Genomic DNA, 19,476 nt, shown 5'->3' with positions numbered 1-19,476 from the left:
CCGGGGGTTCAAGTCGCATCGCGCGGCCAGTCCGCGCCATGCACACTATCGGCCGCAAGTCGGACGAGGACGGCCCGGTCTGTCGGTTCGGATGCTACCGTGCCCGCGACGGGAGCGACGGCGCGGCCGTCGGCCTCGACGTGAACCGCCCGCACGCGGCGGTCGTCGTCGGCAAGCGCGGGAGCGGGAAGTCCCACACGCTTGGCGTCATGGCCGAGGGACTGGCACGCGCTGCGGGCGTCGCGCCGGTCGTGATAGACCCGATGGGCGTCTTCGACGGCCTCGCCGAGTCGCCGATAGACGCGGCGGTCCACGACTCGCCGAGCGTCCGCGCCGACGCGCTCCCGCCGAGCGCGTGGCCGGAGTTGCTCGGTCTCGACCCCACTGCCGCCGCGGGGTCGCTCGTCTGGCGTCTCGCGGCCGCGGAAGACTCGCTGTTGGCGATGCGCGGGGCGGTCGCCGACGCCGACGCCGCGCCCGAGGCGCGCAGAGCCGCGGCGAATCACCTCGCGCTCGCCGACTCGTGGGACGTATTCCACTCCGACGGCCTCGACCTGCGGTCGCTCTGCGGCCCCGCGCCCGACGTGCTCGACCTCTCGGGGCTGGACGCGACCCCCGCGAACGCCGTCGCCCGCGTCGTCGCCCGCGGCCTCTACGACGCCCGTGTTTCGGGCTCGGTCTCCTGTATTCCGTGGTTGCTTCTCGACGAGGCCCACGCGTTCGTCGGCGGACTCGCCGACCCGGCGCTCCGGACGCTTCTCACGCGCGGGCGCGCTCCCGGCGTCGGCGTCGTCCTCGCGACTCAGCGGCCCTCTGCGCTCCCCGAGGTCGCCGTCTCGCAGGCCGACCTCCGGGTCGTCCACCGGCTCACCGCCGGTCCGGACGTGTCGGCGATGGCGGCCGCCGACCCGACGTACTTCGACGAGTCGCTCCGCGCTCGGCTCCCGCGGGAACGCGGGTGCGCGCTCGTCGTCGACGACACCACGGAGACCGTCCACGACGTGCGGGTTCGCCCCCGAGAGACGCCCGACGGCGGCGCGACGCCGAGGGCGGTCTCCGAGCGCGACCGTTCCGAAACCGTGGAGTAGTCTGGCCGGAGAAGGGCCGTATGGACCGCTCGGAACTGGCGCTGGTCGCCCTCGGCGGGTTCGCCGGCGCGATACTGCGCTACGCCGTCTCCGTCGCGATTCCCGGTGCGGGCGGCACGCTCGCGGTGAACGTCCTCGGGTGCTTCGCCCTCGGGACGTTCATCACGTCGGTCTCCTCCCGCCGGGCGCAACTGTTCTTCGGGACCGGGCTGCTCTCGTCGCTCACGACGTACAGCACGTTCGCCGTCCAGACCGCGTCGCTGTCGCCGATGGGCGGCGCGCTCAACGTCGGCGCGAACTACGCGCTCGGCTTCGCCGCCGCCGCGCTCGGCCTCGCGTTCGGGGGGCGACGATGACCCTCCCGCTTCTGTCGGCCGCCCTCGTCGGCGTCGGCGGGATGGCCGGCGCGGTTTCCCGGCACACCGTCGACCAGCGAGTCGTCGGCAAGTGGAGCACCGTCACCGTCAACGTCCTCGGGAGCGTCGCGCTGGGATTCATCGCCACCGCGCCCGTGGGCGACGCGACCGCGACCCTCGCCGGAACCGGCTTCTGCGGCGCGTTCACGACGTTCTCGTCGTTCGCGGTCGGCGTCGCGGAACTCGCCGATGCGGGCGACTACGACACGGCCGCTCGGTACGCGTTCGGGACGCTGTTGGCGGCGTTGGTCGGGGTTGCGATTGGGGCTGCTGCTGGTGGGATTGTGGGATGAGAGTAAGTGATATGTCACCCACTATGTTCCGTCAAGAATAACGCATCAAGTACGCCGGTGAACTCATCCAGAGGCTGGTTAATTAACTCTGACAGGAGCTTGTTTACTGGTTCAACCCCTTCCACGACTGCAGTATGAAATTCTGGACTCTGTCGAAACTCTTGACTACTGATCTCTAGTGGAGACCGTGCTGAGTAGGAAGCGCAAGTCGGCCATCTTGAGTCAAACGAATTTGGCTAATTAACTGAGCTTGACCTCTTTGTGACGCTTGTATAGATACACAACTCCTGCTGGAATCGTTATCAGCTGCACGGCTGAGAACACAAACGAACCAAGGTGCAGTACGCTAATGACTCCCCACAATACTCGGTTCGGTGTCCAATCGCTGTTGTTCTGCTGGAGCGCTTTGACATCTAGGTAAAGACATATTGAGTACAGAGGCACTGTCTAGTTAAGCCAGTTTGAGGAACGAGCAGGTCCTTGAGTGAATTGATCATGACGCTCGCAGACCTTCTCAGCGAGTGCTTTGCGGCGGATTTAGAAGAAACTTGGGAGCGTGAGCGGACGGCGACACCCGTCAGGGTGTTCGCCTCCAGCTCAAAGTGCGAGTCGACCGCTTCCATAATTCGTGGGTGGGCAGTCATGGGAGCGTCCGCGAGTGGTTTATACAATTTGCGCAATACTATAACTTCCACCGACCGCATCAATCGCTCGACGGACGAACGCCGGTTGAGGAGGTCACTAACTAGACAGTGCCAGTACAGAGGTGCTAGAAGACCACCGATCAGAATCGTCGCCGCTACCGTAATCAAGGAGAATAGAAATAATAATCCAGTCTCTGGACCGGATGGAACGAGAGTTGGGGGAGAGCCAACTTGGGGTTCGCTAACTAAGTGGAGGAGACCGTACGAAGCCCATGTGAGACCTAAAACTCCGATGAAGAATGCCACTCCATACCACCACCGTGAGTTAGGAGGTCTGGACATATCATCTGACATGGGCTTTTCTGACTGAACTCGACTGTTCCTGAATAATAAAACCGCTGTAGTGGAAGGCGCGAGGATACTGTGTCAACTTATCCTTCGAGACGCCTCGCTGGAGGAGTTGAAATCAGAGACGCGCCCGAGGCGGGAGTTCACCGAACAGCGTGAGGTGAACTCAGGAACTCCCGTGAGTGAACGACGTGAACGAACGGGTGTGACGGGATTTGAGCCTCGGTCGCTTTGCTCACTCCGTTCGCGTCACTCCTTGGTTCAAATCCCACCCGCCAACGTTCACAGATTTCACTCGCTGTCGCTCGGCGACGAGACGCCTCGCTGGAGGAGTTGAAATCAGAGAAGCGCCCGAGGCGGGATTTGAACCCGCGTCACGACCGTGACAGGGTCGTATGATGGGCCACTACACCACCCGGGCTTACTGAAGTGAGTTTGCGGTACGGAGAGCGCCCGAGGCGGGATTTGAACCCGCGTCACGACCGTGACAGGGTCGTATGATGGGCCACTACACCACCCGGGCCCTCCGTCTGCACTCATCCGTAGCCGAGGTTTATAGATAAGACTTACCATCTGGGTTGCCCTTGGCCCGCGGTACCGCGATTCCTGCCCCGAAGACATTTATATCACGACACCCCATGCCAAGGTGTGACGATTCGCGCATCTCCGGTGCGTGACTGCCGATAGCGTCGCCTTTCTTCGACGCAGTTGGCAAGTGTTAAATGGGTGCGTCCCAAAATCAGCCGTAGTATCCCGTGACAGCTTCTTCCAGCACCCAGCAGCACCATACATGGTAGACGTAAGCCAACACAAACTGGTTCCGGAACACACGAAACTCGACGACGAGGCCGTCGAGGACGTGTTACAGGAGTACAACGTCGAGAAGACGAATCTCCCGAAGATCAAGCTGAAAGACCCGGCGCTCCCCGAGGACGCAGAGCCCGGCGACGTCATCAAGATCGTTCGGAACTCTCGAACGACAGACAAAGCAGTCGTATACCGACTGGTGATTGAATGAACCGACAAGCGCGACGCGAGGTCTCTCGCAAGTACTTCTCCGAAGAACGGCTCGCTGAACACCACTTCCGCTCGTTTAACGCGTTCCTCGAACGCGGCATGATGGACGTCGTCGAGGAGAAGGCGACCATCGAAACGGACATCGGCGACAAGGAGGGCGAGGAACCCGTCTACGTCGAACTCGGTGGCGTCCGCGTGGAGACGCCCCGCGTCCGCGAGGCCGACGGCTCCGAGGAACTGCTCTTCCCGCAGGAAGCGCGCCTGCGCAACATCACCTACTCCGCCCCCGTGTTCATGGAGATGTCCATCGTCCGCGGCGGCGAGGAAGAAGAGGAAGTCGTCGTCGACACCGCGGAGACGAAGGTCGGCCGGATGCCCATCATGGTCGGCTCCTCGAAGTGCAACATCGCGGAGCTCTCCGACGAGGACCTCGTCGAAATCGGCGAGGACCCCGTCGACCCCGGCGGCTACTTCATCGTCAACGGCTCCGAGCGCGTGCTCATGACCTCGGAGGACCTGGCACCGAACAAGATTCTCGCCGAGTACGACACGAAGTACGGCGACGAGATTCAGGTCGCGAAGACGTTCAGCCAGCGCCGCGGCTACCGCGCGCTCGTGCTGTGTGAGCGCAACCGCGAGGGGCTCCTCGAAGTGTCGTTCCCGTCGGTCTCCGGGAGCGTCAACTTCGTGACGCTCGTCCGCGCGCTCGGCCTCGAATCCGACGAGGAGATCGTCCACCGCGTCTCCGACGACCCGGAGATTGTGAAGTTCATGCTCGAAAACCTCGAAGAGGCCGAGGTGCAGACCCAAGAGCAGGCCATCGAGGCGCTCGGCAAGCGCGTCGCCGGCGGGCAGGGCAAGAACTACCAGCTCAAGCGCGCCAACTACGTCATCGACCGCTACCTGCTCCCGCACCTCCACGAGGAGGGCGCGGAAGAAGAGGAAGTGCGCATGAACAAGGCGTACTACCTCTGTCGCATGGCCGAGGCGTGTTTCGAACTCGCACTCCAGCGCCGCGACTCCGACGACAAGGACCACTACGCCAACAAGCGCCTGAAGGTCTCCGGCGACCTCATGAAGGACCTCTTCCGGACGGCGCTCAACAAGCTGGCGCGCGACGTGAAGTACCAGCTCGAACGCGCCAACATGCGGAACCGGAACCTGACGGTCAACACCGTTGTCCGGTCCGACGTGCTCACGGAGCGGCTCGAACACCCCATCGCGACGGGCAACTGGGTCGGCGGCCGTTCCGGCGTCTCGCAGCTCGTCGACCGCACCGACTACATGGGTGTGCTGTCGCACCTTCGCCGCCTCCGGAGTCCGCTGTCGCGGTCGCAGCCGCACTTCGAGGCGCGCGACCTGCACGCGACCCAGTGGGGTCGCATCTGTCCCTCCGAGACCCCCGAGGGACCGAACTGCGGTCTGGTGAAGAACTTCGCGCAGGCGATGGAGCTCTCCCAGAACGTCGAGGACGAACAGTCGCTGAAACGAGAACTCGCGTCGATGGGTGTCGAGGGTATCCCCGGCATCGACAGCGTCGACGCCGCACCCGCGGACGACTAACATGGCTCAGGCACAGCGAGAAGCGAAAGTATACGTCAACGGTAGTCTCGTCGGGACCCACCCGGACCCCAACCAACTCGCGGCACAGATTCGAGAGGCGCGCCGCCGCGGCGACGTGAGCCAGATGGTGAACGTCTCCGTCAAAGAGCGCACCCGCGAAGTCATCATCAACGCCGACGCGGGCCGCGCCCGCCGTCCGCTCATCGTCGTCGAAGACGGCGAACCGCTCCTCGACGACGACCACGTCGAGGCGCTCGACAACGACGAACTCGACTTCGACGACCTCGTCGAGCGCGGGCTCGTCGAGTTCATCGACGCCGAGGAGGAAGAAGACATCTACGTCGCGGTCGACGAGGACGAACTCAACGAGGACCACACGCACCTCGAAATCGACCCGCAGCTCATCTTCGGCATCGGTGCCGGGATGATTCCGTACCCGGAGCACAACGCCTCGCCCCGCATTACGATGGGTGCAGGGATGATGAAGCAGTCGCTGGGGCTGCCCGCGGCGAACTACCGCATCCGCCCGGACACCCGCCAGCACCTCATGCACTACCCGCAGCTCTCGATGGTCAAGACGCAGACCACGGAGCAGATCGGGTTCGACGAGCGACCGGCGGCCCAGAACTTCGTCGTGGCCGTCATGTCCTACGAGGGCTTCAACATCGAGGACGCGCTCGTCATGAACAAGGGCTCCGTCGAACGCGCCCTCGCCCGCTCGCACTTCTTCCGCACCTACGAGGGCGAGGAGCGCCGCTACCCCGGCGGGCAGGAAGACCGCTTCGAGATTCCGTCCCAGGACGTGCGCGGCGCGCGCGGTGAAGACGCGTACTCGCACCTCGACGAGGACGGCCTCGTCAACCCCGAGACGGTCGTCGACGAGAACTCCGTGCTGCTCGGCAAGACCTCGCCGCCGCGGTTCCTCGAAGAGCCCGACGACATGGCGGGGCTCTCGCCGCAGAAGCGCCGCGAGACCTCCGTCACGATGCGCTCGGGCGAATCGGGCGTCGTGGACACGGTCACGCTCATGGAGGGCGAAGACGGCTCGAAGCTCGCCAAGGTGTCCGTCCGCGACCAGCGCGTTCCGGAACTCGGCGACAAGTTCGCGTCCCGTCACGGACAGAAGGGCGTCGTGGGCCACCTGGCACCCCAGGAGGACATGCCCTTCACCGCCGACGGCGTCGTTCCCGACCTCGTGCTCAACCCGCACGCCCTGCCGTCGCGCATGACGGTCGGCCACGTGCTGGAGATGCTCGGCGGCAAGGTCGGCGCGCTCGAAGGCCGCCGCGTCGACGGCACCGCCTTCCAGGGCGAAAACGAAGAGGAGCTCCGCTCGGCGCTCGAAGAGCGCGGCTTCATGTCCTCCGGCAAGGAGGTCATGTACTCCGGCGTCACCGGCGAGAAGATCGAGGCCGAAATCTTCGTCGGCATCATCTTCTACCACAAGCTGTACCACATGGTGAGCAACAAGCTGCACGCCCGCTCGCGCGGTCCCGTGCAGGTGCTCACCCGCCAGCCGACGGAGGGTCGCGCCCGCGAGGGTGGCCTCCGTCTCGGGGAGATGGAGCGCGACACCGTCATCGGACACGGTGCCGCGATGGTGCTCCAGGAGCGCCTGCTCGACTCCTCCGACAAGGAGAAGGTCTACATCTCCGCCGACACCGGCATGGTCGCCGTCGAGGACCGCGACCAGCGCCGCATCTACGACCCGGTCACCGGCGACGAGGACAACATCCACGAAATCGAGATCAGCTACGCGTTCAAGCTGCTCCTCGACGAGATGGTCGCGCTCGGCGTCCGCCCGCGAATCGAACTGAAGGACGCGGTCTAACCACTCATGTCAATGCAGACACCCAAAGAAATCGGCAGCATCCAGTTCGGGTTGATGGACCCGGAGACGTACCGAGACATGTCCGCGACGAAGGTCATCACCGCGGACACCTACGACGACGACGGCTACCCAATCGACATGGGTCTCATGGACCCGCGGCTGGGCGTCATCGACCCCGGTCTGCAGTGCCGCACCTGCGGCCAGCACTCCGGGTCGTGTAACGGGCACTTCGGCCACATCGAACTGGCCGCGCCCGTCATCCACGTCGGCTTCACGAAGCTCATCCGCCGCCTGCTCCGCTCAACGTGTCGCGAGTGCGGTCGCCTCTCGCTCACGGACGAGGAGGCCGACGAGTACCGCGACAAGCTCGGTCGCACGAAGGAACTCGGCGACGACTGGAGCGACGTGATGAAGTCGGCGGTCCGGCAGGCCCGCAAGGCCAACCGCTGTCCCCACTGCGGCTCGCCGCAGCACGACATCAAACACGAGAAGCCGACGACCTACTACGAGGTCCAGAACGTGCTCGCCGGGGACTACTCCGAGCGCATCGCCGAAGCGATGCAGCCCGACCCCGACGACGAGGACGACGAGGGCGTCGACCCCGTCACCCTCGCCAACGAGACCGGTCTCGACGCCGAGCGCGTCAATCAGGTGCTCGCCGGCGAGTTCCGCCCGGTCGGCGACGACCGCAAGGCGCTCGAAAAGGCGCTCGACCTCGACCTCACGGAAGAGGACATGAACAAGCTGATGCCCTCGGACATCCGCGACTGGTTCGAGGACGTCCCGGACGAGGACCTCGTCACGCTCGGCATCGACCCCAGCCGGTCGCGCCCCGAGTGGATGATTCTGACCGTCCTCCCCGTCCCGCCGGTCACGGCGCGTCCCTCCATCACGCTGGACAACGGCCAGCGCTCCGAGGACGACCTGACTCACAAGCTCGTGGACATCATCCGCATCAACCAGCGGTTCATGGAGAACCGCGAGGCGGGTGCGCCGCAGCTGATTATCGAGGACCTGTGGGAACTGCTCCAGTACCACGTCACCACGTTCATCGACAACGAGATTTCGGGCACGCCGCCGGCGCGCCACCGCTCCGGCCGCCCGCTGAAGACGCTCAGCCAGCGCCTGAAGGGCAAGGAGGGTCGCTTCCGCGGCTCCCTGTCCGGCAAGCGCGTCAACTTCTCGGCGCGTACCGTCATCTCGCCGGACCCGACGCTCTCGCTCAACGAGGTCGGCGTCCCGGACCGCGTCGCGTCCGAGATGACCCAGACGATGAACGTCACCGAGCGCAACATCGACGAGGCTCGACAGTACGTCCGTAACGGACCCGAGAGCCACCCCGGCGCGAACTACGTCCGCCGCCCGGACGGCCGCCGCCTGAAGGTGACCGAAAAGAACTGCGAGGAACTCGCGGAGAAGGTCGAACTCGGCTGGGAGGTCAACCGCCACCTCGTCGACGGCGACATCGTCATCTTCAACCGACAGCCGTCGCTGCACCGGATGTCCATCATGGCGCACGAAGTCGTCGTGATGCCGTACAAGACGTTCCGCCTGAACACCGTCGTCTGTCCGCCGTACAACGCTGACTTCGACGGCGACGAGATGAACATGCACGCCCTCCAGAACGAGGAGGCCCGTGCCGAGGCGCGCGTCCTCATGCGCGTCCAAGAGCAGATTCTCTCGCCGCGCTTCGGCGAGAACATCATCGGCGCGATTCAGGACCACATCTCGGGCACCTACCTGCTCACCCACGACAACCCCGAGTTCGTCGAGACGCAGGCGCTCGACCTGCTCCGCGCGACGCGCGTGGACACGCTCCCCGAGCCCGCGGGCGAAAACGAGGACGGCCAGCCCTACTGGACCGGCCAGCAGATCTTCTCCGAGCTCCTGCCGGACGACCTGAACATGGAGTTCACCTCGAAGGTCGGCGACACGGTCACCATCGAGGACGGCCAGCTCGTGCAGGGCACCATCGACGAGGACGCCGTCGGCGCGTTCGGCGGCGAAATCGTCGACGCCCTCGCGAAGGACTACTCGAAGACGCGCTCGCGCATCTTCATCAACGAGATCGCCTCGCTCGCGATGCGCGCCATCATGCACTTCGGGCTGTCTATCGGTATCGACGACGAGTCCATCCCGGACGAGGCGACGGCGCAGGTCGACGAGGCCATCGACGCCGCCTACGACAAGATTCAGGAGCTCATCGAAATCTACGAGGCGGGAGAGCTCGAATCCCTGCCGGGGCGCTCCGTCGACGAGACGCTGGAGATGAAGATCATGCAGCGCCTCGGCAAGGCGCGCGACTCCGCCGGTGAAATCGCCGAAGACCACTTCGAGGAGGACAACCCGGCAGTCGTGATGTCGAAGTCCGGCGCGCGTGCGTCCATGCTCAACCTGACCCAGATGGCCGGCTGTGTCGGCCAGCAGGCAGTTCGGGGCGAGCGCATCAACCGCGGCTACGAAGGCCGCACCCTGAGCCACTACCAACCGGGTGACCTCTCGGCAGAGGCCCACGGCTTCGTCGAGAACTCCTACCGCGCCGGCCTCACGCCGCGCGAGTTCTTCTTCCACGCGATGGGTGGCCGCGAGGGGCTTGTCGACACGGCAGTCCGGACCTCGAAGTCCGGTTACCTCCAGCGTCGGCTCATCAACGCCCTCTCCGAGCTCGAGGCGCAGTACGACGGCTCCGTCCGCGACACGTCGGGGACCATCGTCCAGTTCGAGTTCGGCGAGGACGGCACGAGCCCGGTGAAGGTCTCCTCGGACGACGAGACGCCCATCGACGTCGAGAACATCGCCGACCGCGTCCTCACCTCGGAGTTCAGCTCCGCGGAGGAGAAAGAACGCTTCCTCGGCGAGCGCGAACCGCCGACCAACCTCTCCGAGCACGCCGAACCGCGTGTCGACGCCCGTGCGGGGGTCGAATCCGATGACTGAACATGACGCAACCGCCGACTACGAGTTCGTCGACGACGCCGTCGTCGACATCGTCGAGACCAAAGAGCTGTCTCGACGACTGAAGGACCGCATCTACCAGACCATCGAAGAGCGCGAGGGCGTCACCCTCGACCAGGCCGGCGAAATCGCGCAGGCCGTCGAGGCGCGCTACCTCGACACCCGCGTCGACCCGCTCGACCCCGTCGGGACGGTCTCGGCGCAGTCCATCGGTGAGCCGGGGACGCAGATGACGATGAACACGTTCCACTACGCGGGCGTCGCCGAAATCGACGTCACGCAGGGACTGCCGCGGCTCATCGAACTGGTGGACGCGCGGAAGACCCCCGACACGCCGATGATGACGGTGTACCTCGACGACGAGTACGCGAACAACCGCGAACTCGCCCACCAGGTCGTCTGGAACATCGAGTCCACGAAGATTCTGGCGCTCGGCGACATCTCGACGAACGTCGCCGACATGGTCGTGCAGGTCAACCTCAACGACGAGACGCTCCTCGAACGCTGGCCGACCTACGACGACGAGGGCGTCATCGCGAGCGAAATCGCCGAGACCATCGAGGACGCGCTCGGCATCAAGACCCGCCGCGAGGGGACGCTCATCGAGTTCGGCCCCGAGAGCCCGAGCTACCGCCGGCTCCTCCAACTCGTCGAGGAACTGCGCGACATCGTGTTCAAGGGCATCGAGGAGGTCTCCCGCGTCGTCATCCGCAAGGAGGACAACGAGAGCACCGACGGCGAGGAGTTCGTCCTCTACACCGAGGGCTCGGCGTTCGGCGACGCGCTCGCAATCGAGGGCGTCGACGCCTCCCGGACCACCTCGAACAACATCCACGAGGTGCACAAACAGCTCGGTATCGAGGCCGCCCGCGAGGCCATCATCGACGAGACGATGAACACGCTCCGCGAGCAGGGTCTCGACGACGTGAACATCCGCCACCTGATGCTCGTCGCGGACATCATGACGAACGACGGGACCATCGAGTCCATCGGCCGTCACGGTATCTCCGGGTCGAAGGACTCCGTCCTCGCCCGCGCCGCGTTCGAGGTCACGGTCAACCACCTGCTCGACGCCGCCATCCACGGCGAGGAAGACGACCTCGACGGCGTCATCGAGAACGTCATCGTCGGCAAGCCGATCGCTATCGGCACCGGTGACGTGGACCTCCGCATGGGCTCGCTCGACGTCGAGGACGCGGACGCCAACGCGGCACCCGAACCGTCCGACGACTGACGATGAAAGTTACGCTGTCGGATACGGCTCGCCGCTTCATCGCCCTCTTCGAGGAGGAGACGGAGGCGACCGCCCACGACTGCCTCGTCTTCGACGACCGGGTCGTCTTCCTCGTCGCCGCGGGCGACATGGCGACGGCCATCGGCCCCGGCGGGCGGACCGTCCAGTCGGTCGAACGCCAGCTCGGCCGGACGGTCGAACTGGTCGAGGACGCCGACACGCCGGAGGCGTTCGTCGCCAGCGCGCTCGCGCCGGCGGCCGTCCGACACGTGACTCTCTCGCGGCAGAACGACACCGTCGCGTACGTCGAGGTCGCCGACGCCGACCGCGGCGTCGCCATCGGCGCGAGCGGGAAGACCATCGACACCGCCCGCGAGCTGGCGCGTCGCCACTACGACATCGACGACATCCAGTTGACGTAGGGCGGTCGACGCGACCACACGTTTTTGTCCCCACCGAACGGCGAGCTACGCATGTCGCCGATACGACAGTCGTTGGGGGTCGCAGTCGGGCAACTCGACCCGACGGGGTTTTCGGAGTACGAGGAGCTCGCGAGCGCGACCGCGGGGTTCGCCGCGGCGGCGGTCGCGGTCTATCTCGTCGGTCGGCTGCTCGTGGTTCCCGCGGTGACGAGGCTCGTCGGCTCCCGCAACCGGAACAACCCGACGCTGAAGTCGGCGACGGAGACCTACGCGCACGCCTTCGTCATCGTCGTCGCCGCGCTCGCCGGCGTCATCGGCGCGGGGTACGCGTCGGTCCTGACCGACACGGCGCTCATCGTCGCGGCGCTGACGCTCGTCGTCGGCGTCGCCGGACAGGAGGTCATCGGCGCGCTCATCAGCGGCCTCTTTCTCGTGGCAGACCCGGACTTCAACGTCGGCGACTGGATATCGTGGCCCGGCGGCGAGGGCGTCGTCGAGGCGGTCGACTTCCGGGTCACGCGCGTACGGACGGTGAACAACGAGACCATCTCGGTGCCGAACACGGAGCTCACGACGAACGCGCTTACCCGACCGTACGGCCGAGAGCGCTACCGAATCACCGAGCGCGTCGACGTCGCGTACGCCGACGACACGGAGCTGGCGCTCCGCGAACTCGTCGAGACGGCGCGGGAGGACGACCGCGTGCTGGACGAGCCGGAGCCGACCGCGCGCATCCTCGAATTCGCCGGGAGTTCGGTCGGGCTGCAGGCGGAGTTCTGGGTCGCCTCGCCGATGGACGTGAGCCTCGTCGACGTCCGCTCGGGGTTCCGGCGTCGGGTCAAGCGACGATTCGACGAGGAGGGGCTGACGCTCGGACCGGCGTCGGGACGGGAGGTCAGCGGTCGCCTCGACGTGGACCTCGTCGGCGAGCGCGGCGGCGAGTGACCCGGCCGAACGGGGGCGAAAACGGCCGGTGTGGCGACGGTTCGCACGGAGGTCGAAACGACACCATCTCCGGGCGGTTTAGTCGCTCTTCGACGCGGAGGTGCCGCCGTTCGAACCGACGAAACGACCTCAGATTCCTCCTTAGGGGCCGCTAATCGCTCCTGAAGCCGTCTCGCCGGATTCGAAAAGGGAGGCTTAAGTAGCTCCATCTGGAACTGTTGTTCACTATGGCGAACGGCAAATACGCCGCGCGCAAGCTCAAGCAGGACCGGCAGAAGCGCCGCTGGTCCGACTCTGAGTACGCGCGCCGTGAGCGCGGTCTCGGCAAGAAGTCCGACCCGCTTGAGGGTGCCCCGCAGGGTCGCGGCATCGTCCTTGAGAAGGTCGGTATCGAAGCAAAGCAGCCGAACTCGGCGATTCGGAAATGCGTCCGTGTTCAGCTCATCAAGAACGGAAAGCAGGTCACCGCCTTCTGTCCCGGTGACGGCGCGATTTCGTTCATCGACGAGCACGACGAAGTCACCATCGCCGGTATCGGCGGCGCGAAGGGTCGCGCGATGGGTGACCTTTCGGGCGTCAACTACAAGGTCGAGAAGGTCAACGGCGTCTCGATGATCGAACTCGTCCGCGGAAACGCCGAAAAGCCGGTGCGCTAACAATGTCGGAAAGCGACGCACCCGAGCCCGAGTCCCCCGCGAGCAGCGAGGAAGCGAAAGAGAACGCGCTTCTGTTCGGCGTCTGGGACGTCTCCGAGATGGAGTACACCGACCCCAGCATGAGCCGGTACATCAAGGCGACGCCCATCGCCCACACGATGGGTCGTCACGCCTCGAAGCAGTTCCAGAAGTCCGAAATCAGCATCGTCGAGCGGCTCATCAACCGCCTGATGCAGACCGAGGACAACACGGGACACAAACAGAAGACGAGCAAAATCGTCAAGGAAGCGTTCGAAATCGTCAACGAGCGCACCGAGGAGAACCCCGTGCAGGTGCTCATCCGCGCGGTCGAGAACGCCGGCCCCCGCGAGGAGACCGTCCGCCTCAAGTACGGCGGTATCTCGGTCCCGCAGGCCGTCGACGTCGCCCCGCAGCGCCGCGTCGACGAGGCGCTGAAGTTCATCGCGCAGGGTACCCTCAGCGGTTCCTACAAGTCCACGACCACCGCCGCCGAGGCGCTCGCACAACAGCTCATCGGCGCGGCCGACTACGACGTCCAGACGTACGCTATCTCCCAGAAAGAGGAGAAAGAGCGCGTCGCCGAAGCGGCCCGGTAATCTCTCCACTCTCTTTCGTTTTTCACCGCGGCGAGTGACGACGCCGCACGACGGGGTCGCTGGTTCGTTCGCTCGCTTTCCCGCAGTCGTCGCGCGGCGTTCAGTCGGCCGCCACGCCGGGGTTGACGACGTAGTTTTTCACCACGTCCACGAGCGTCCGGCGGTACTCGCTTTTCGAGGGGTCAGCGGCGAGCGTCCGGAACCGCTCTTTGAACGTGTCGAGCGACACCGACGGCGCGTCGTCGGCCGCGGCGTGCGCGAGGTCGTACAGCCGGTGGTCCGGTTCGACGAGGTCGTGCCGTTCCACGAGCGCGAGGGCGAACGCGGCGTTCACGGCCGTGATTTCGGGGTCCGACCCCGCGGTGACGAGTCGAGAGCCCGGCCGCGCGGGCGACTGCGGTCGGTCGGCGAGCGCCGCGGCCAGTTGCGATTCGAGGAACTGGACGAGTTTGTCCGCGGGCGCGACAGACAGCGTCAGGTCGTCGGCGTAGATGTCCTTGCAGTGGTTGGCGATCTGGTAGCAGTGCGCGAGCTTTCGGCGCTCGACGGTCCGGCCCGCGAGGGCGAGGAAGACCGCCTCGCGCGTGGACTGGTAGTGCGAGACGTGGCCCTCCTCGTTTCGGGCCATGTGCGATAGCTCGTGGAGCGCGAGCTCGCGGGCCATCGCGCTGGTGGCGGCCTGCCGGGAGATGTTGAGGACGTGGTGGTCCTGATAGTGGCCGGCCCACGTGCGGGAATCGGGGTCGTCGCGCACGCGCACGAACACGGGGTACGAAAGCTCGAACTCGGTTTCGAACAGGTCGGCGGCGCTCAAGAACGGGTCTGCCGGCGCGCCCCCGACGACTCGGAGGTCCATTCAAGTTGAGGAATGTTATCAACCAACATGACTCTTGCGCCGACCGCGGCGACGAGATTCGCGTCCGGCGGACAGTCTCGGGTATCGTGACAAAAATGCTCATACCCCGGCGGTAGGACGGCTGAAAATGGGAAATCCGCTCGGCAAAAACACTACTCTTTTGACCCTCCTGCCGGTAGACCCCTGTATAATGGGCCGACGAAAGAAGATCGTCCAGGAATGTGAGAAACTGATGGACAAGCCGGAGCAGATCCGGAACATCGCCATCGCCGCTCACGTCGACCACGGTAAGACGACCCTCTCCGACAACCTCCTCGCAGGTGCGGGCATGATCTCCGACGAGACTGCCGGCCAGCAGCTCGCGATGGACACGAAGGAAGACGAACAGGAACGCGGCATCACCATCGACGCCGCAAACGTCTCGATGACCCACGAATGGGAAGGCGAGAACCACCTCATCAACCTCATCGACACGCCGGGCCACGTCGACTTCGGTGGCGACGTGACGCGCGCGATGCGCGCCGTCGACGGCGCGCTCGTCGTCGTCGACGCCGTCGAGGGTGCCATGCCGCAGACCGAGACGGTCCTGCGTCAGGCGCTCCGCGAGGGCGTCAAGCCGGCGCTTTTCATCAACAAGGTCGACCGCCTCATCAACGAACTGCAGGAAGGTCCCGAGGAGATGCAGAAGCGCCTCGTCGACGTCATCACCGACGTCAACGAGCTCATCCGCGGGATGACCGAGGAGAAGGACTACGACTGGACGGTCTCCGTCGAAGACGGGACCGTCGCCTTCGGGTCCGCCCTCTACAAGTGGGGCGTCTCCATGCCGTCGATGGAGGAGACCGGCATCTCCTTCGGCGACATCATGGAACTGGAGCGCGGTGGCGACCGCCAGGAACTCCACGAGCGCACGCCGCTTTCGGACGTCGTCCTCGACATGGTCGCGGAGCACTTCCCCAACCCGCTCGACGCCCAGCCCCGCCGTATCCCGACGGTCTGGCGCGGAGACTCCGAGTCTGAAATCGCGCGCCAGATGCGCGAGGTCGACGACGACGGCGAAGTCGTCTTCATGGCGACCGACATCTCGATGGACCCCCACGCGGGCGAAATCGCGACGGGTCGCCTGTTCTCCGGAACCATCCGCAAGGGCCAGGAGCTCTACGTCTCCGGGACCGCGGGCAAGAACCGCGTCCAGTCCGTCGGTGTGTTCATGGGCGGCGAGCGCGAGGAACTCGACCGTGGTGTCCCCGCGGGGAACATCGCGGCCGTCACGGGCCTCCGTGACGCCATCGCCGGTTCCACCGTCTCGTCCGTCGAGATGACGCCGTTCGAGTCCATCGAGCACATCTCCGAGCCGGTCATCACGAAGTCCGTCGAGGCGGAGCGCATGGACGACCTGCCGAAGCTCATCCAGACGCTCCAGCAGGTCGCGAAGGAAGACCCGACCATCCGCATCGAGATCAACGAGGACACGGGCGAGCACCTCATCTCCGGTCAGGGCGAACTCCACCTCGAAGTCATCACCCAGCGCATCCGCGACAACCAGGGCATCCCGGTCCGCACCGGTGAGCCGATTGTCGTCTACCGCGAGCAGGTCCAGGGCAAGTCCCACGAGGTCGAGGGCGTCTCCCCGAACCGCCACAACAAGTTCTACATCACGGCGGAACCCCTCTCGCAGGACATCGTCGACTCCATCAAGCTCGGCGAAATCTCGATGGACATGCCCGAACTGGAGCGCCGCGAGGCGCTGCAGGAAGCCGGCATGGACAAGGACACGTCCCAGAACGTCGAACACATCCACGGGACGAACATCCTCATCGACGACACGAAGGGTATCCAGCACCTCAACGAGACGATGGAACTCGTCATCGAGGGTCTCGAAGAGGCGCTCGACGACGGTCCGCTCGCCGCGGAGCCCGTCCAGGGGACGCTCCTGCGCCTCCACGACGCGCGACTCCACGAGGACACCATCCACCGCGGTCCCGCCCAGGTCATCCCTGCGACGCGCGACGCGGTCCACCGCTCGCTCATCGCGGGTCAGGTGAAGCTCCTCGAACCCATCCAGAACGTCCGCATCGACGTCGCCTCCGAATACATGGGCTCGGCCTCCGGCGAGATTCAGGGTCGCCGCGGCCGCGTCGACGACATGTACCAGGAAGGTGACCTCATGGTCATCGAGGGCATCGCGCCCGTCGAAGAGATGATCGGCTTCTCGTCGGACATCCGTTCGGCCACGGAAGGCCGCGCCTCCTGGAACACGGAGAACGCCGGCTTCCGCGTGCTCTCGGACAACCTCCAGCGCGAGAAGATCATGGAGATCCGCGAGCGCAAGGGCATGAAGCTCGAGCTCTCGCAGGCTATCGACTACATCTAAGCGCGACCGCCGCGCCTTCTTTCGTTTTTTCACCCGGGCAGCCATAGCCCCGGTTCGTCGGCCCGTCTTCGCGTCGCCGCAGGCCGGTTCCCGTGTCGCCGCCGGCGTCTTTCTCGTCTCGCCGCTCGCCGTCGCGCTCGCGGTCGACCGCCGTCCGTGACACATGCCAGCACGCCCTCGGCGTCGGCAAACCGTGTCGGCTGCGAAGGCTTATACCGCGTGGCCGAATCACGGGTAGATATGCGTAAGGGCACGTCTCTCGACTCCTGGCGCGACGACGCGAAACCACGACCGAGCCGCGCGTCGCGGACAACAGCGTCGGGACGGCCCTCGGGGGTGGGGCGATGAGCGCACAGGACATCGACGGCGGGAGCGACGCCGAGGCCGACGGGAGCGGCGAGATGCCGAAACCGCACACGATTCGGCTCGAACTCGTCGACGAGCCCGGACAGCTTCTGGCCGCGCTCAAGCCCATCTCCGACAACGGCGGCAATCTGCTTTCCATCTTCCACGAGCGCGGGAGCCTGACCCCTCGCGGGCACATCCCCGTGGAGGTCGACCTCGAATGCCCGCCCGACCGCTTCGAGCGAATCGTCGAGGCGCTCCGCGACGCCGGCGTCAACGTCATCCGCGCCGGCGCGGAGCACTTCGGCGAGGAGGTGATGGTCATCCTCGTGGGCGACATCGTCGACTCCGACCTCTCGGACACGCTCCACCGCATCGAGTCCTCGGCGGACGCGACCCTCCAGGACCTGTCGCTGTCCGCCCGCGAGGGGACCGACGAGGCGTCGAGCGCCCGGCTCCGACTCGCGGTCCGCTCCGGCCGCGTCGACGAGACGCTGTCGGTCGTCCGCGACCTCGCCGCCGAGAAGGGTCTGCACGTCGTCGAACCGCTCGCGGAGGGCTCCCAATGAGCCTCAGACTCGCCGTGCTCGGCGCGGGCGCGGTCGGCGGCTCGGTCCTCGACCTCGCGGGCGACTACGGCCACGACGTCGTCGCCTTCGCGGACTCGTCGTCCTCGGTGGCCGACCCGGACGGTCTCGACCCGAGCGCGGTCCACGACCGCAAAGAACGCGAGGGCGTGGTCGGCGATGCCGCCCCCGAATCGGTGTTCGACGCCGACTACGACGTGTTGGTGGAGGCGACGCCGACGACGCTCGGCGACGCCGAACCCGGCTTCTCGCACGTCGAGCGCGCGCTGGGCGACGACCGCCACGTCGTCTTGGCGAACAAAGGTCCGGTCGCCGAGCGCTATGCCGACCGCAAAGAACGCGAGGGCGTGGTCGGCGATGCCGCCCCCGAATCGGTGTTCGACGCCGACTACGACGTGTTGGTGGAGGCGACGCCGACGACGCTCGGCGACGCCGAACCCGGCTTCTCGCACGTCGAGCGCGCGCTGGGCGACGACCGCCACGTCGTCTTGGCGAACAAAGGTCCGGTCGCCGAGCGCTATGCCGACCTGCGCGCGCTCGAAGCCGAAAGCGAGGGGACGGTACAGTTCGAGGCGGCCGTCGGCGGCGCGATTCCCATCCTCTCGACCATCTCCGACCTCGGCGCGCCGCACGTGACCGCCGCTCGCGGCGTGCTGAACGGGACGGCGAACTTCATCCTCTCGCGGATGGCCGCCGAGGGCCTCGACTACGAGCACGTGCTCGCGGAGGCACAGGACCTCGGCGTCGCCGAGGCCGACCCGACCTTCGACGTCGACGGCATCGACGCCGCGCTGAAGTTCGTCATCCTCGCGAACGTCCTCTCGGACGGCGAGACCGAGTACGCGCTCGACGACGCCGAAGTCGAGGGCATCCGCAACGTTCCGGGGACGGCGCTCGACCTCGCCGCCGAGGACGGCCGGACAGTCCGCCTCATCGGCGAGGCAACCGCCGACGGCGTCCGCGTGGCCCCGCGGCTGATTCCGCAGGGCTCCGCGCTGTCGGTCACGGGCACGCAGAACATCGTCCAGTTGGAGACCAAACACGCGGGGCAACTGAACATCAGCGGCCGCGGAGCGGGCGGTCCCGAGACGGCGACGGCCGTTCTGTCCGACGTGTCTCGTCTCGAATAGACCGGGAGACAGCCTGTACCCCTCGTTTTCTTTGACAGTCGACCTCGACCGGCCGTTCCGTTTCCGCGACCGTGGTATGGTTCCGCAAATCGCAGTACGGCGGTTAGACGGCCCGTAGCGCGTATCGAAATCGTTTTAGGGGTTTCAGCAAAAAC

16 protein-coding genes, 2 tRNA genes and 2 pseudogenes are annotated in these 19,476 nt (G+C 65.8%); 17 read left to right on the top strand and 3 right to left on the bottom strand.

Translation table 11 applies throughout. From position 1 onward, the window contains the following. The first annotated feature begins 38 nt into the window (after positions 1-38). The 5 genes and pseudogenes from BN996_RS13090 to BN996_RS20535 form a co-directional block, all read left to right on the top strand. On the top strand, positions 39-1,088 hold the full coding sequence (locus BN996_RS13090; RefSeq protein WP_089779615.1) for an ATP-binding protein: 1,050 nt from the start codon (positions 39-41) through the stop codon (positions 1,086-1,088). Positions 1,089-1,108: 20 nt separating this feature from the next. After that, positions 1,109-1,444, top strand: a complete 336-nt coding sequence (locus BN996_RS13085) for a CrcB family protein (RefSeq protein WP_089779612.1) — start codon at positions 1,109-1,111, stop codon at positions 1,442-1,444. Next, positions 1,441-1,797: a fluoride efflux transporter FluC gene (locus tag BN996_RS13080; protein ID WP_089779610.1), complete on the top strand. Its 357-nt coding sequence runs from the start codon at positions 1,441-1,443 to the stop codon at positions 1,795-1,797. The genes BN996_RS13085 and BN996_RS13080 overlap by 4 nt, the downstream gene beginning before the upstream one ends. Positions 1,798-2,292: 495 nt before the next feature. Next, a pseudogene (locus BN996_RS20920) lies at positions 2,293-2,427 on the top strand (IS6 family transposase); the annotation flags it as partial. Then, positions 2,394-2,546: pseudogene (locus BN996_RS20535) on the top strand (IS6 family transposase); the annotation flags it as partial. The pseudogenes BN996_RS20920 and BN996_RS20535, both read left to right, overlap by 34 nt. Before the next feature lie 591 nt (positions 2,547-3,137). Here the strand turns inward: BN996_RS20535 and BN996_RS13070 are convergent. Both BN996_RS13070 and BN996_RS13065 read right to left on the bottom strand, forming a co-directional pair. Beyond that, a tRNA-Asp gene (locus tag BN996_RS13070) sits at positions 3,138-3,210 on the bottom strand. 29 nt (positions 3,211-3,239) lie between these two features. Beyond that, a tRNA-Asp gene (locus BN996_RS13065) sits at positions 3,240-3,312 on the bottom strand. Positions 3,313-3,579: 267 nt separating this feature from the next. On the opposite strand from BN996_RS13065, the gene BN996_RS13060 reads away from it, so the two are divergent. The 9 genes from BN996_RS13060 (at position 3,580) to BN996_RS13020 (ending at position 14,029) form a co-directional block, all read left to right on the top strand. Next, positions 3,580-3,807, top strand: coding sequence for a DNA-directed RNA polymerase subunit H (locus tag BN996_RS13060; protein ID WP_004044577.1), 228 nt, complete (start codon positions 3,580-3,582; stop codon positions 3,805-3,807). Further along, positions 3,804-5,369, top strand: a complete 1,566-nt coding sequence (locus tag BN996_RS13055; RefSeq protein WP_004044576.1) for a DNA-directed RNA polymerase subunit B'' — start codon at positions 3,804-3,806, stop codon at positions 5,367-5,369. Before BN996_RS13060 ends, BN996_RS13055 begins: the two co-directional genes overlap by 4 nt. A 1-nt stretch (position 5,370) precedes the next feature. Further along, complete coding sequence (gene rpoB / locus BN996_RS13050) at positions 5,371-7,200, top strand: DNA-directed RNA polymerase subunit B (RefSeq protein ID WP_004044575.1); 1,830 nt, start codon at positions 5,371-5,373, stop codon at positions 7,198-7,200. A 12-nt stretch (positions 7,201-7,212) separates the two neighbouring features. Further along, on the top strand, positions 7,213-10,137 hold the full coding sequence (locus tag BN996_RS13045) for a DNA-directed RNA polymerase subunit A' (RefSeq protein WP_089779608.1): 2,925 nt from the start codon (positions 7,213-7,215) through the stop codon (positions 10,135-10,137). Further along, positions 10,130-11,389, top strand: a complete 1,260-nt coding sequence (rpoA2, locus tag BN996_RS13040; protein WP_089779607.1) for a DNA-directed RNA polymerase subunit A'' — start codon at positions 10,130-10,132, stop codon at positions 11,387-11,389. Before BN996_RS13045 ends, rpoA2 begins: the two co-directional genes overlap by 8 nt. Before the next feature lie 2 nt (positions 11,390-11,391). Further along, the gene (locus BN996_RS13035; protein ID WP_089779605.1) at positions 11,392-11,811 is read left to right on the top strand and encodes a NusA-like transcription termination signal-binding factor; all 420 of its coding nucleotides are present in this window, start codon (positions 11,392-11,394) and stop codon (positions 11,809-11,811) included. A gap of 51 nt (positions 11,812-11,862) precedes the next feature. After that, a complete protein-coding gene (locus BN996_RS13030) occupies positions 11,863-12,756 on the top strand; it encodes a mechanosensitive ion channel family protein (protein WP_042661919.1) in 894 nt (297 codons plus the stop codon). A 227-nt stretch (positions 12,757-12,983) separates the two neighbouring features. Further along, positions 12,984-13,412, top strand: a complete 429-nt coding sequence (locus tag BN996_RS13025) for a 30S ribosomal protein S12 (protein ID WP_004044570.1) — start codon at positions 12,984-12,986, stop codon at positions 13,410-13,412. Between the two features lie 2 nt (positions 13,413-13,414). Further along, on the top strand, positions 13,415-14,029 hold the full coding sequence (locus tag BN996_RS13020) for a 30S ribosomal protein S7 (RefSeq protein WP_042661920.1): 615 nt from the start codon (positions 13,415-13,417) through the stop codon (positions 14,027-14,029). A 100-nt stretch (positions 14,030-14,129) separates the two neighbouring features. Here the strand turns inward: BN996_RS13020 and BN996_RS13015 are convergent, their stop codons facing one another. Further along, the gene (locus BN996_RS13015; protein ID WP_042661921.1) at positions 14,130-14,885 is read right to left on the bottom strand and encodes a DUF5781 family protein; all 756 of its coding nucleotides are present in this window, start codon (positions 14,883-14,885) and stop codon (positions 14,130-14,132) included. 190 nt (positions 14,886-15,075) lie between these two features. Between BN996_RS13015 and BN996_RS13010 the strand changes: the two genes are divergently transcribed. From BN996_RS13010 to BN996_RS13000, 3 genes are all read left to right on the top strand, one after another. Beyond that, positions 15,076-17,259, top strand: a complete 2,184-nt coding sequence (locus tag BN996_RS13010; protein WP_042663872.1) for an elongation factor EF-2 — start codon at positions 15,076-15,078, stop codon at positions 17,257-17,259. Between the two features lie 344 nt (positions 17,260-17,603). Further along, complete coding sequence (locus BN996_RS13005; protein WP_089779603.1) at positions 17,604-18,173, top strand: amino acid-binding protein; 570 nt, start codon at positions 17,604-17,606, stop codon at positions 18,171-18,173. Continuing rightward, positions 18,170-19,321 carry a homoserine dehydrogenase gene (locus BN996_RS13000; protein ID WP_139043124.1) on the top strand — a complete coding sequence of 384 codons (1,152 nt, stop codon included), beginning with the start codon at positions 18,170-18,172 and terminating at the stop codon, positions 19,319-19,321. Before BN996_RS13005 ends, BN996_RS13000 begins: the two co-directional genes overlap by 4 nt. Positions 19,322-19,476: the final 155 nt, after the last annotated feature.

It is taken from the genome of Haloferax massiliensis (genome assembly GCF_001368915.1).
GTDB classification, from domain to species: domain Archaea; phylum Halobacteriota; class Halobacteria; order Halobacteriales; family Haloferacaceae; genus Haloferax; species Haloferax massiliensis.
Note: the sequence above shows the minus strand (reverse complement) of the source record. Positions and strands in the feature narration are given on the sequence as shown.